Genomic DNA, 12568 nt, shown 5'->3' with positions numbered 1-12568 from the left:
TTCAGGTGATACCGTGGGTGGCAGATGGAGTCTGTCGTCCGGTCCTTCCTCCAGAAGATGCATATAGAGGCAGATGCTTCGCCGCAAAAGCGGATAAACAAAATCACGAAGCAACGTTTCGTCCATCGAATAGCGGTACTGCCTCCAGCAGTTATGCATGATCCACGTTAAATTTCCGACCTCATCTTCAACCGGGCTGTTCAGATCATAGCTGCTGCTTCGCCCCAGGCCAGCCGAATCGCTGCGGAAAGATTCATCAACGTTACGAATTAATTGCTCCTGATGCTGCCGCAGGGAAGCAATGAGGGATTGTCCGAGCTCAAGACGGTTCGCGGTATATACCGGTGAATAACTCATCTGAACGTTCATATTAAACCATAATCCCGGCCATGGCGTTGAGGTCATCCACGGGCCCTGGTTATCAATTGGAAGGAGGTCTTTTCTTGTTGCGGAGGCCAGTTTGTACATTTGGATCCAGTAAAAGCTTTCGAGCTGCGTGTCCGGAATAGAAACGAAGCTTGCCGGATAGTAGTCATGCCACCAGCGGCGATGTTCGGAAATCCATGAAGTCAAATCCTCCTTGGGCACATTCTCAAGGTCATGGCGTGCATTTTCCCTGTCTTCACTTGATATTCCGTTGACCACTGTCAACAGGCATAGACGGCGATACCTTACGTCGTTTTCGCATTCCACTTTTCGTTCCTTTACCCTTCCGTAATTATGCACCTTCCAAACCGTTGTGCAGCCTTCACCTTTGCCATAGGATTGAACACCGACGCCAATCCCTCCCTCTTCCATCCGTTCGACAGTGATCTCCGGTATGTATTGGTTCAGGTTGATTCCATCGGCATTCTTCAGAATGGGATCGACCTCAGGATAGGAATACCATCTCATTTCTGCCCTCTGCTCACCTTCATCGCTATCAAGTTCAATGGCCAGAACCGGATATAGGGCATGGATCAATGCCCTTAATCTGATCTCTCCCTTCGTCGTAGGGATCACCGCGCGCATTTCAGCATTCCAAAGATCAAGCCGAATCTCACAAGGCTGATAGATCCAACCCTCCATTTCCAACGCGATCTCACCAATAGGGACCCGCACAGGAAACGCCTTAGCCCCTCCTTGGCGCGAAGCCGTCACGTCTGTCCGCCCAAGCACGAATCTCAGTACATGTCGTTGATCCCGATGCTCCTCGCTATATATCATGGCTCCAAGCAGGCCGTTGCCTATAAAAACACCTTCATCCCAGCTTATAGGTTTGGTTTGCCATAACATATCGTGACGGGACAGGAATGCAGGCCAATCGATATGGGTTTGAATGCGTGTGCTCATTTGCTTTTCCTCCTCTATTTTTGGGTAGTTGCCTATAACCTTTAAGACCTGCCTTAAAGTGTATCATCCAATGATGTATCCGCTTACATGAACGGTCAACCAAAAAGACTCGACCTTCATCCAAGGTGGTTTTACTTATCCAATACATTATACATCTTCTGGTTTACTGGCAGTTTTGGTTTTTGTATCAGGATCCTAAAAGTCTCTTACGTGCAGGAACGGGTACACATGGTGACACGGCACTGTGAAGAAGATGGCGTAGCTTACGTTCTGGCCTTACTCGGAATGTGCCGCATGGATCCTATCATCTAAACACGTCAAAACCCTCACCTACCATAACATGATAAGTGAGGGTTTTATCTTGGCAGACCTTGATACTTCTGTTAATGACTAAACACCAAATTGATTTAAGTGATGGTCCAGGTGCTTGTATAATCCTTTTCCCCATTGCTCAGGAGTCAGCTTTCCAAAAAAGGGATGTGGATGAGATGTACATTTTTCCGGGCCATTGCTTTGGAATGTTACAATTTTTTGTTTTAATTTTATTTTTTCTGTTTCAAATTCTTTTTCTTCTACAATCATAATTGTAGGAATCGTGGACATGTTGCGGGCAGGTGGCTTGTCATTATAAAACATTGGCTTCACAAACGTTCCAATGAATATGCCTAACCAACCTCTTGGGGGAAAGGTTTTGCCCATTGCAATGTCATGGAACGATGAGCAATGAGCTAGCATTTGGGCAACATCCATCTTACCCCATTGAGCGCGTGAATTTGGACTCAATTTGTCTATTCGGCTCAAGATCTCCATAGTGTCCGTTTGATAAAAGATGTTTTTCATCACAGACTCCTTCAATTTATTGACTGACAAATGAATAGCTAGACAGTTACAAAGCTTATTATACCTTTATTCGCATACTCGATTTCTTCGGGATTGCTATTCTATTGCAGCAACCTTTGCATGCAAACGTCTACTGCCTGATAACGTAACGATGGCAGCCGATGATTTGGGCCGGCTGCCGTCGTGTCATGAATGAGCTATTGTTCACCGACCTTCATATACCCTTGGTACTTCCCCTTATCGATGGTCATGTTACTCGATCTGTTTTTTATTTACGGCGGCTATCATACGCCGTCTGGTAAATTTCGAGATACCTCTTCAGATTCATGGCATCCAATTGGCTGACAAAATATAGCAAGAACCTGGTAAGCCGTCATTAATAATGAAAATTATAAATATTTCTAACCATAATCGGTCGATTGGTGATCACTGCGCATGGACATAGCCGGAGCGGACGGGATCTTCAACGCGCTTCAGCGTACGCCGGAAAACACCGCGCCCCCAGCTTCCACCATTGGGCCGAAACGGTTCTAAAGCCGGCTTTTGACGCTATTTGAAAGGAACTTGAGAACCCCAATTCGTAACAGCTGCGGACGATAAAATCTGCCCGCGACTGCTGCTGGTTCCTCCAGTTCTCTTAAGAATGGAATTTTTGGTAAATATGTACTGCGTGTTAAACTTAGATTCTATAATCAAATGAACCACCAGCAACAGCAATAGTCCCAGTACGTACCCATTTAATGGCCTGCAATACCAAAGGCGATGAATTGTTACCATTGACTTCATCAAAGTCCAGCCAAATAGCCCCTTCTGAATCTTGTCCTTCAAACGATTCAATGGCATTAGTGATCTCTTCTGAATCAACATTAACTTCATATAGAATGGCAATATGATGTAAATTTTCTATTGTATGATCTTGTACGGTCCACATCACAGAAAAATCACAAACCCCAATATTTTTAAGCTTTCGAACTGTGTATCCCGTTTCTTCTCGGAGTTCTCTTATGATCCCTTGCTCTAAAGACTCCATCTTCTCTAATCGACCACCAGGTAAATCATATTTCCCTGTGTAAGGACCTAAAACTTTTCGAATAACTAATATACAGTTATCAGCTGTACAAATTCCATAGACCCCCATATGCCGATGAAAATTGTCATTGATATCAGTCACCCTACCATTCCCCCAAAGCTAACTGTATTTATGCTTGCCATTTTATTTTCGTCCTAACATTGTTCATTGTCGAGGATTAATGTTTATCTGAGCCGTAGAATACAAGTATGGATAGATTATCCGAACAGCACGATCCTGTTCAATCAAAAAGAAGAGCGCCGTCCATAACAATGGGACTGCGCTCTTGTTGATATAAGTCCGCTGAGGATGTCCTCAGTGGGTACTTGCATTACTTCACTTAAGGGTTGCTCAGCAGTTTCTTGCCTGCCGCAATGGTGTTTGCTGTATTGGCCACACGTTTTCCTAGGGCTTCTCCCAGCCCGAGACCCTTCGTAAATAACGATTGGATCAGGTCATCGCGGGTATCCTCGACAGGGGATGTCACTCCGACCCCATAATAACTGCCGTACAGTGCATTCTCCGGAATATTAGCCGGCAAGCCGACAACCATCATGCCTTGATGCAGCATCGGTGTAACCAGGTTTAGCAAGGTCGCCTCGATCCCGCCATGAATGGTTGCCGTCGTACAAAATACTGCGCCGATTTTATCAACCAACGTCCCGTTTGCCCACAAATACCCGAGCTTATCGATCCACTCCTTTAAGCCGGAGCTAATCGTGCCGAAGTGTCCGGGGCATCCCCAAATAATCGCATCCATATCGGCAAGATCTTTGACGTTTGCCTTACTCACGTGATTGATGAACACCTCCGTGCCTTCCACGCTTTGAGCGCCTTTGGCAATGGAACGGGCCAGCTGTTCAGTATGCCCCGCTTCACTATCATACACAATATAGATTTTCATCGATTGATCTCCTCTCTTGATCGCTGTTAAAACGCGCTTCTTTATTTGTTTTCCTTTAGGAGCCCGTTCAATTTCTTGAGCGTTTCCCGGTAAGCTTGGTCGGGGGACATTTCTTTATCCGGTTCTGCTTCCTGGTTAGTGGTATCCTTCAGTTTCAGCAGCGCCTTCCGGTATTCTTTATCGGTGAATTGCCCTTCGTCTTTCTCAGGCTGAGACGGGGTTAGAAACCCTCGAATGGCATTTCGGAATTCGCTATCCTTATTTTGCATGTCCGCGTGAGCCGCTACCTCAGCGAGTGCCGGTTGCTCTACCGGTTGGGCTACAGCTGCAGCTGGCGCAGACTGGGCCGCCGACTCACTCGACTCGGGCGCTTTAACCGGTACCTGCAACGTATCCTCTTGCGGCTTCACCTTGCGGATGAAGAACGCCAGGACAAGCGCAGCGACAGTCAGCCAGGTGGCCACGATGAAGGACTGGTTGATGCCGTAAATGGTCGCCTGCTGCGTAACCTCAGCCATCTTGGCCGCGTCTTTCGGGTTGATATGGCCTGCGATGACGAGGTCTTTCCCGTGCGAGGCCGCTCTGTTCGTCATGACCGTGACGAGCAAGGCGGTTCCGAGCGCACCTGATACGTTCCGGAGCGTCTGGGACATCGCCGAGCCGTGCGCGTTCAGGCGGCGCGGCAGCTGGTTGAGGCCTGCTGTCTGGATCGGCATCATCAGCATGGACATCCCGAACATCCGCGCCGTATAAATGAGCATCATATGGTTGTATGATGAATCGGCTTCCAGATGGCTGAACTCGTACGTCGTGATGGTTGTGATGATAAGACCGGCGACGGCCAGCCAGCGAGCGCCGATTTTGTCGAATACCATGCCCGTGATCGGGGACATGATACCCATCAGAATGGCCCCCGGCAGCAGCAGGAGACCGGAATCAAGCGGCGAAAAGTGGCGGATGTTCTGTAAGAAGATTGGCAGCAGGATCATGCCGGAAAACATCGCCATAGTGATGATGGCGTTAATCAGGGACGTGAGCGAGAACATGGAATATTTGAACACGCGCATTTCGAGCAGCGGATTCTTCACCATGATCGAGCGCACAATGAACAGGATGAGCGCGACCGCGCCGACGGCCAGGCAGATGATGACTTCCTCCGAGTCCCAGCCTTTCGTACCGGCTTCACTGAAGCCGTACAGCAGTCCGCCGAAGCCGAGTGTCGACAGGATCACACTCAGGACGTCGAGCTTCGGACGGGACGTCTTGATGACGTCCTTCATCGAGAAGGCGCCGAAAATCACGGCGATGATCGCAAGCGGCAGTACGATGTAGAACAGCACGTGCCAGTCATAATTCTCGACGATCCAGCCGGAGAGCGTTGGTCCGATGGCCGGCGCGAAAATCATTGCGACCCCCATCAGGCCCATTGCTTTACCGCGTTCCTCGACCGGGAAGATGGTCAGCGTAACGACCGTCATAAGCGGCATTAGAATGCCGGCACCGCAAGCCTGCACGAGACGGCCGGCCAGCAGCCAGCTGAAATCGCCGGATAGCGCACAGACAACCGTGCCCAGTGCAAACATGGATGAGGCCACCAGAAACAATTTCCGGGTTGTAAACCGGTTAATCAGGAAGGCACTGACGGGCACGAGTACACCGTTCACCAGCATATAACCGTTAGACAGCCACTGGATCGTGCTTTCCGTTACATTGAGATCCGCCATCATTTTCGGTAGCGCGACGTTAAGCACCGTTTGGCTTAACAGCGCCACAAACGCGGCGATGAGCAAGGAGGCCATGATCGGCCCCTTGCGCAAGTGATTGGATACCATAGTGGTCATGGCTTAAGCGCCGTACAGTGCATTCTCCGGAATATTAGCCGGCAAGCCGACAACCATCATGCCTTGATGCAGCATCGGTGTAACCAGGTTTAGCAAGGTCGCCTCGATCCCGCCATGAATGGTTGCCGTCGTACAAAATACTGCGCCGATTTTATCAACCAACGTCCCGTTTGCCCACAAATACCCGAGCTTATCGATCCACTCCTTTAAGCCGGAGCTAATCGTGCCGAAGTGTCCGGGGCATCCCCAAATAATCGCATCCATATCGGCAAGATCTTTGACGTTTGCCTTACTCACGTGATTAGACGATGCCGCTGGTCGTGCTGTTGCCGAGTTTCACCTTTTTCGGCCAAGGTCCGAAAGGCGGATCTCGGGGTGCTCCCGCAGCACCCTCAGCACGATCAGCTGCAGCGCAGTGAGTTTATGCTTGCTCGCCGCTTTGGTCATCAACTGGAAGAACGCCTGATGGACCTCACGGTAGCTTTGGAATATTTCCAGGATCCGTTGTTCTTGCAACGTTAAGCTCCCTTCGCAAATATTTCGCATGCGAACTATTATCTAACCATTCAATCGATATGTCAATAAGTTCATAGTAGTAAATGTAGTCACGAACGTTCTGTTCAACAAGGAGCGCCATTGTACAGGTTACACCTTCGGGATAGGACAAATCAGACTTTAATGGGGTATCAATCGATATGATAAGGGCTTAATCACCGGAGCAATGAACCCTTAGGATGACACGTTCAAGTAAGACTCTAAATGGTTTTATAGTTATAAAAAAAACCGCATCTACGCGGCTACCCAGCGTGTATGTTCTTGTCGTCTAATAATATTATACAGGTACTTCCACCTCTCCATTCATCCTAATATTTCCCTTAACGGAATTAATATCTCTAATCTGCCAAAAAATAAAACACCAATGATCATTATAATGTTAGCATTTTCAGCAGGAAAATCCATGCAAAAAGGTTACTGCAGACTCTTGAGAAATTTCAAAATGATCCCATGTAACCTGACACTGTCATGTGCCTGGGTATCGCTCCATCGACATGGATAAAGAGGACTACAGTTGTTCGTACCCGCAGCATTCTTGGGCAGCACCAAAGCACCCGTCAGTTTGACTGCTGTTCAATCAGCATGTCAACTCCCATTCACCAGCAATCAGAACCATCCTGCCCTTTTATTAACAAAAAAAGCAGCCTAAGATTTGCCGGCTGCTGTTGTGCTGTAAGGTCTATTGTCCTCCGTTAGCTTAAAGCTTATATATTAATTTCTGAATGGCCAAGTGCTGCGTTAATTAAAGAAGTATCAAAATAATAAGGAAATGCTTCTATGACTAAATCGTCCTTAATTTTTAAGATTTGAGCGAAAGGTGATTGAACTTCTTTCTCAGATTGTCTAGCCTTTGCCACTAAAGTCCCCCCCATAAAAAGGGTGTCACCATCTAATGTAGCAACCATGTTCTCAACATTCATGGAACTCCAAGTATTATGCACCGTATTAAAGAGTTTTCTAAGCTCTTCATAACCACACCAATCGCCCGGATAAGGCAGGGATGCAGGCTCATGAACAACGATATCGGGGTGAAAGGCAGATCTTATAGAGCTAAAGTCATTTCCATCCGAGCGCATAAATTCCATTTCGGCTGAAAACATTCGATCCAATATTTCCATTGCCTTTGTGCTGTTATCACTCCATGTATTATCCATTCATATTATCCTCCGTTCATATTAACCTCCGCTTCATCTCGATTATAGAACAAAGGATCTTTCGATTTGTTGCTGTGATATCCTCGCCTAATTGAAAAAGGTGCAGCAAATAGAAGCTAACTTTTCACAAAATAACAAATGTTACGATCGCCGCCATATCCGTCTTCGGCTGTGAATTTGGCGGGTTATAGAGGTTATGTCCCCTTTATGTATCATATAGACGGTCATTCTCCCGCTTTGTTGCGAGATTATTGTTCATTTTTGATCTCAAAGATTTTTTGCAGGGTACGGATGTGCAGCGTTCCTTCATTATCCGTTTCCTGGAGTTTGTCTCCCGATCCTGCGTTCATATACCACTCTACCAGCCTATAACCGAACAAAAGGAGAATCATCTCATAAACGCAGTTATCCGTTATGTGCGAAATATCCACTTGTTCCGAAAAGCCCTTGTAATACGCCGGGATACATCTATGGTAGTATTCAACCATGTGTTCAATATCGGCTTCATCCGCGATAAGGCTTGCCATATCTTCACCTAAATAGCCCCAACCCGTGGTATCCCAGTCGATGAGTATAATGTTACCGTCTGAATCAATGATGTTTGTCACCCAAAAATCCCTATGGCACAGCACGATGGGCAGCTTTTCAATACGGCTGAATATTTCGTCCGCGCTTTCATCTATGTCGATGAGCATGTTACATAGATGTTTCGGGATACCGCAATCGTCGGAACGGATATAATCATACACTCGATTCCATGACCGGTAATGAAGATAGATATCCTTCATATACTCCGCTCTGCTCAGATTGGTCATATTTTGTAAAAAAGCTGGCTGTTCGGCATATAACTTGCCCTGAAACCGTCCTAATTCCTCGGCTGTACGTTCATACATATCGCCGGTCAAGTCCAGACCCGATATGCCGTCGATATATTCCATCCATATCTGTGTTTCGTTCTCTTCTTCGTTCATTTCGACGTGATAACATTCTGGCCAACGGAATGATTCAGAAAACAAGGCGCCAAAATTGGACTTATAAAAATCATATTCTCTGCGCCATGAATCGGGATCCCTGTAACGTTCCCATTTCTTCTGCGTTTTTACAACGATGTTATAGGTGATTTCCCTGCCATCTGTGGTTTGGGCCATGCCCGTTACAAGTTGTACATTACCTACTGTACCGCCATGTAAAGGTTTGGTCTGGATATCGCCGCAGATAGTTTCAGTACCAAGCATTTGGCTTAAAACCTGCATCAGCCTTTCGGCTTTGATTTCGCTCATCATGAAGTCCTCCAATCGTTTTAACATGGTAACACTTTGTCGTACTTCAAGTTTAGGTTGTCATGCTTTACAAATGAAGGGAAAAAGTAATTTTAAAAAAACTTCCCCTGAATGGTTTATTTTTGATCCGATGTACTTGACTATGACGTAAGGTCATAGTGCATAATTCTCACTATAAATTACCTGAGGTGAGAGAAATGAATATAAAAACACTGCGCTCAGATCGTATTTATCAAAAAGTTGCCCAGGCTTTACCTGAGGACAAACTCGAATTATTCAGAAACGAAATGATGGCTCCCTTTATGAAACAATGGCAAATTCAACAGATCCCTTTTAGAGCTGAAGAAGCGAATGGGTTTGACGTTATTACGTTTAATAGCATGATGCATCGATCCCCTGATCAGATTACCCCTCAGATATTGGCAGAGATCGAGCAGATTTCGTCCGAATCCTTTTGGTTAGAGTGTGAGCATGCTGTAAAGAAAAGCCTGGATCTATTTGCAGAGCATGGAATTCACCTCCCAGTATCCGAATATTTGTTTACCCTGCAGTTAGGAAATCCGGAAAGCCGTGCTCTAACCATTAACGAAGGATATAGCGGCTTTGGGGGCATCCCGGGGTTTATCTGGGGTACGCTCTTGCCAAATGATTACACCATTCCTCGCATGAAGGTTGCGCTGGCACACGAATGCAATCATAATGTGCGTTATCAATTTATCCAGTGGGATCACACCGTTAATTTAGGCGAGCTCATAGTCAGTGAAGGATTAGCTGAAAACTATGCTGCGTTCATGTTTGGCGAAGAATGGCTCGGCCCTTGGGTAACGAAAACAAACGCAGACACACTTAACAGGCACATTAAGCCTGTGATTAGCGAGCAATTGCACGTAACAGGGTTTGATCAAATCGCCCCGTATCTTTACGGCGACGAGATCGCCAAACTTCAAAACTTTAAACCGGTCAATATGCCTTATAGCGCCGGGTACGCTTGTGGATATTATTTAATCCAATATTATTTAAGGAAAACAGGAAAAACGATCTTTGAGGCAACCATAACGCCCGCTGCTCAAATACTAGATAAAGTCGAAGGATTTTGGGATGAAGAAACCATTATTAACGGTTAATGATATTGTTCAGATTACAGGCATTACTGCTCGGACCCTGCATTATTACGATAGAATTCATTTATTTAAACCGACACATCTTACGGAAAAAGGGTACCGACTATACGATCGAAGCAGTTTGGAAAAACTACAAACGATTTTGTTCTTAAAGGAATTGGATTTTTCCTTGAAAGAAATTGCCGACATTTTAAAGTTGACTAAGCAAGAACAGAAACAAATATTAAAGAAGCAAGGACAAACCTTATTATCGAAAAAGCAAAGACTGGAAACGATCATGGCGGCTCTCGAAGAATATGTGTCGGGAAATGATATCAGCCATTTGGAAATCTTCAACAGCACTTCCGCTCTGCCATTGAGAGAACAATATGCAAATGAGGCAAGATTCATTTATGGTGAGACAGAGGCGTATCAAGCGTATAATGAAACGTTGGAAGCATGTTCACCCGAAGAAAAAGAGGAACGTTTTTCAGCCATGGAGGAAATATTCAAACAAATGGCGACTTGTATCCATCAGGATCCTTCCTCCGATGAAGTGCAGCATTTAATCGAGGAGTGGAAAAAAATATTAATGCAATTCATGCCTTGTGATGCAGAGTTACTGGCTTGCATTGCCAATACTTATAAATTCGATACACGATTCACAAGCTACTTTAATCAATATAGTACTGAAGATTTAGCAGATTTTCTTTACCGTGCAATCATGTACCATATCAATCGGTTGAGCGACTCTCCAATGTCCTAATGATCGAAAGACGGTACCTTGACGCAGAGGATGCTAAAACAGACAAGTAAATGTGTCCACTACGGAAACCGCAGGATGCATGACATCAATGTCATATCTTGCGGTTTCTTTTATAAAATTCGCCTCTGCTGCTGATATAGAGTAAGCCATCAGGGCTCTGGATCGGATTTTTTCTACTTATAATAAAGCAAGCGGGTAGCGTAAGCATTACGGTATTCCGATGGGGTCAGACCTGTTTTTTCTGAATGCTTTCATGAACGAATGGCTGTTTGAAATCCAATTGGTTGCGATTTCGGTAATCTTCCGATTCGTATCCGTTAGCAGAAACTTGGCCGCTTTTCCTGCATGATGTACTGCTTCAAGGAAATGCCCGCTATGGAAGAAAACAAGCCTGTCAAGTATTTGGCGTTATACCCGAAATGCTTGGCCAGATGTTCAACCTTCAAATTTTCTTCCTTGTACCATCTGATGTAATCCACAATGTCATTGTACAGCTGCTGCTTCTCCGGTTTGGCGGGTTGATTCTGAACGAAAAACATCTGATTGTAAATCTCACACAAGACACCTGTTGTCAAGTAATTGTTCAAGTTTGGTTCTCGGTAGCTCCTGACGGAATCCTGCAATTGCTTGAGCATGACGGTCAGTTTGTTGGGGCTGCGCAAGGTGCCGTACTCTGGAATCGCGATGACCTCAGGATCACAGACTTGCTCAAGTTCATCGGAAGTGATGCTTTCCGTTTCCCCGCGCGCCGAGAAATGCAGCCAGTAAAAACTGCAGTCCGACGCCTGATAGCCGTATTGATGCGATCGAGGCGGCATCAGCAGGAATTCCCCTTCTCTCAAGGCAAATTTCTTCGTATTGCATGAAATGTACAACGTACCGCGAGTCTGGATAAACAACTCATACTCCATTAAGATCCGGTTCATATGCTGCCACTCCGGAGACGGAGACATAAATTTCCCGGTCATCACCATTTTCACCGGGCCATCCACCCGGAAGCGAAAATAATTCATCGTCGTTCTCTCCCTTGCGATCAAACCTTTATACACTAAACGTATGAATAAAGATACCAAACTTGGTGAGGTTTATCCATGATATTTTCAAGTAAATCTAAAAATCATGCTGAAGCAGATGTAAGCTTAAACTGCTGACATTTTGACACAAAAACCGACCTTCTATTATTTAACGAAAAGTGAGGAAAAGGTACACTTGATGTACTCTCCACTGAAGGAGAAACTTGGTACAGAAAGGACCGATCGGGGAAATGAGATTACACGATTTTGGTTTGAAACAGGTCGTGCTGACTGGAGATTATCTTGTGAATGCCTTTACAAAAGAGGTCGCTTATTTATTAAGCTACGATCCAAATCGCCTGATGGCCGGATTCCGGGAAGTTGCGGGACTGCCGTCCACAGCCGAGACTTACCCTGGCTGGGAAAAAACAGAGATTCGCGGCCATAGCATGGGCCACTATCTGTCAGCATGCGCGCAGGCCTATGCCCAGAGCCGGAACGACAGGATCCTCGCTAATTTAGAGTATCTTGTTTCCGAATTGGCCGGTTGCCAGTTGCATAACGGGTATTTGTCGGCATTTCCCGAAACGCTGTTCGATAACGTGGAAAATCGGATACCGGCTTGGGTGCCGTGGTACACCATGCACAAGATCATCGCCGGACTCATCGACGTTTATCAATCGACCCGAATACAAGCCGCTTATGACCTAGTCA

General features: G+C 45.9%; 12 protein-coding genes and 1 pseudogene. 3 read left to right on the top strand and 10 right to left on the bottom strand.

From position 1 onward, the window contains the following. From CPT76_RS09100 to CPT76_RS09060, 9 genes and pseudogenes are all read right to left on the bottom strand, one after another. Positions 1–1332: glycosyl hydrolase family 95 catalytic domain-containing protein (locus CPT76_RS09100; protein WP_483870040.1), on the bottom strand; the 1332-nt coding region annotated here is incomplete at its 3' end. Between the two features lie 390 nt (positions 1333–1722). Next, positions 1723–2172, bottom strand: coding sequence for a DUF1569 domain-containing protein (locus CPT76_RS09095; RefSeq protein ID WP_105442687.1), 450 nt, complete (start codon positions 2170–2172; stop codon positions 1723–1725). Positions 2173–2851: 679 nt separating this feature from the next. Further along, a complete protein-coding gene (locus CPT76_RS09090; RefSeq protein WP_258168231.1) occupies positions 2852–3343 on the bottom strand; it encodes an NUDIX hydrolase in 492 nt (163 codons plus the stop codon). A 238-nt stretch (positions 3344–3581) separates the two neighbouring features. After that, on the bottom strand, positions 3582–4145 hold the full coding sequence (locus tag CPT76_RS09085) for an NAD(P)H-dependent oxidoreductase (protein ID WP_105442686.1): 564 nt from the start codon (positions 4143–4145) through the stop codon (positions 3582–3584). A gap of 41 nt (positions 4146–4186) precedes the next feature. Further along, the gene (locus CPT76_RS09080; protein WP_105442685.1) at positions 4187–5986 is read right to left on the bottom strand and encodes a DHA2 family efflux MFS transporter permease subunit; all 1800 of its coding nucleotides are present in this window, start codon (positions 5984–5986) and stop codon (positions 4187–4189) included. Positions 5987–5992: 6 nt separating this feature from the next. Beyond that, a pseudogene (locus tag CPT76_RS09075) lies at positions 5993–6286 on the bottom strand (NAD(P)H-dependent oxidoreductase); the annotation flags it as partial. 36 nt (positions 6287–6322) lie between these two features. Beyond that, the gene (locus CPT76_RS09070) at positions 6323–6502 is read right to left on the bottom strand and encodes a hypothetical protein (RefSeq protein ID WP_105442683.1); all 180 of its coding nucleotides are present in this window, start codon (positions 6500–6502) and stop codon (positions 6323–6325) included. 743 nt (positions 6503–7245) lie between these two features. Next, a complete protein-coding gene (locus CPT76_RS09065; RefSeq protein WP_105442682.1) occupies positions 7246–7695 on the bottom strand; it encodes a nuclear transport factor 2 family protein in 450 nt (149 codons plus the stop codon). 248 nt (positions 7696–7943) lie between these two features. Next, positions 7944–8975, bottom strand: coding sequence for an aminoglycoside phosphotransferase family protein (locus CPT76_RS09060; RefSeq protein WP_105442681.1), 1032 nt, complete (start codon positions 8973–8975; stop codon positions 7944–7946). Between the two features lie 197 nt (positions 8976–9172). Between CPT76_RS09060 and CPT76_RS09055 the strand changes: the two genes are divergently transcribed. After that, positions 9173–10099 carry a DUF2268 domain-containing putative Zn-dependent protease gene (locus tag CPT76_RS09055; protein ID WP_105442680.1) on the top strand — a complete coding sequence of 309 codons (927 nt, stop codon included), beginning with the start codon at positions 9173–9175 and terminating at the stop codon, positions 10097–10099. Beyond that, positions 10074–10841 carry a MerR family transcriptional regulator gene (locus tag CPT76_RS09050; RefSeq protein ID WP_105442679.1) on the top strand — a complete coding sequence of 256 codons (768 nt, stop codon included), beginning with the start codon at positions 10074–10076 and terminating at the stop codon, positions 10839–10841. Before CPT76_RS09055 ends, CPT76_RS09050 begins: the two co-directional genes overlap by 26 nt. Before the next feature lie 317 nt (positions 10842–11158). On the opposite strand, the gene CPT76_RS09045 is transcribed toward CPT76_RS09050, so the two are convergent. Continuing rightward, positions 11159–11854, bottom strand: a complete 696-nt coding sequence (locus CPT76_RS09045; RefSeq protein ID WP_258168230.1) for an AraC family ligand binding domain-containing protein — start codon at positions 11852–11854, stop codon at positions 11159–11161. Positions 11855–12078: 224 nt separating this feature from the next. Between CPT76_RS09045 and CPT76_RS09040 the strand changes: the two genes are divergently transcribed. After that, positions 12079–12568 (top strand): glycoside hydrolase family 127 protein (locus CPT76_RS09040; RefSeq protein WP_258168229.1); only part of this gene is annotated, 490 nt, incomplete at its 3' end.

The organism is Paenibacillus sp. AR247 (assembly GCF_002968895.1).
Lineage (GTDB): Bacteria > Bacillota > Bacilli > Paenibacillales > Paenibacillaceae > Paenibacillus_AQ > Paenibacillus_AQ favisporus.
The sequence above is the reverse complement of the archived record's forward strand: the minus strand, read 5'-3'. Positions and strand labels throughout refer to the sequence as shown.

What these genes read in the sequence shown, in the direction of transcription:
- CPT76_RS09080 (WP_105442685.1), bottom strand. Translation starts at nt 5,986, where the DNA reads ATGACCACTATGGTATCCAATCACTTGCGCAAGGGGCCGATCATGGCC.
- CPT76_RS09045 (WP_258168230.1), bottom strand. Translation starts at nt 11,854, where the DNA reads ATGAATTATTTTCGCTTCCGGGTGGATGGCCCGGTGAAAATGGTGATG.
- CPT76_RS09060 (WP_105442681.1), bottom strand. Translation starts at nt 8,975, where the DNA reads ATGAGCGAAATCAAAGCCGAAAGGCTGATGCAGGTTTTAAGCCAAATG.
- CPT76_RS09085 (WP_105442686.1), bottom strand. Translation starts at nt 4,145, where the DNA reads ATGAAAATCTATATTGTGTATGATAGTGAAGCGGGGCATACTGAACAG.
- CPT76_RS09095 (WP_105442687.1), bottom strand. Translation starts at nt 2,172, where the DNA reads ATGAAAAACATCTTTTATCAAACGGACACTATGGAGATCTTGAGCCGA.
- CPT76_RS09055 (WP_105442680.1), top strand. Translation starts at nt 9,173, where the DNA reads ATGAATATAAAAACACTGCGCTCAGATCGTATTTATCAAAAAGTTGCC.
- CPT76_RS09050 (WP_105442679.1), top strand. Translation starts at nt 10,074, where the DNA reads ATGAAGAAACCATTATTAACGGTTAATGATATTGTTCAGATTACAGGC.
- CPT76_RS09065 (WP_105442682.1), bottom strand. Translation starts at nt 7,695, where the DNA reads ATGGATAATACATGGAGTGATAACAGCACAAAGGCAATGGAAATATTG.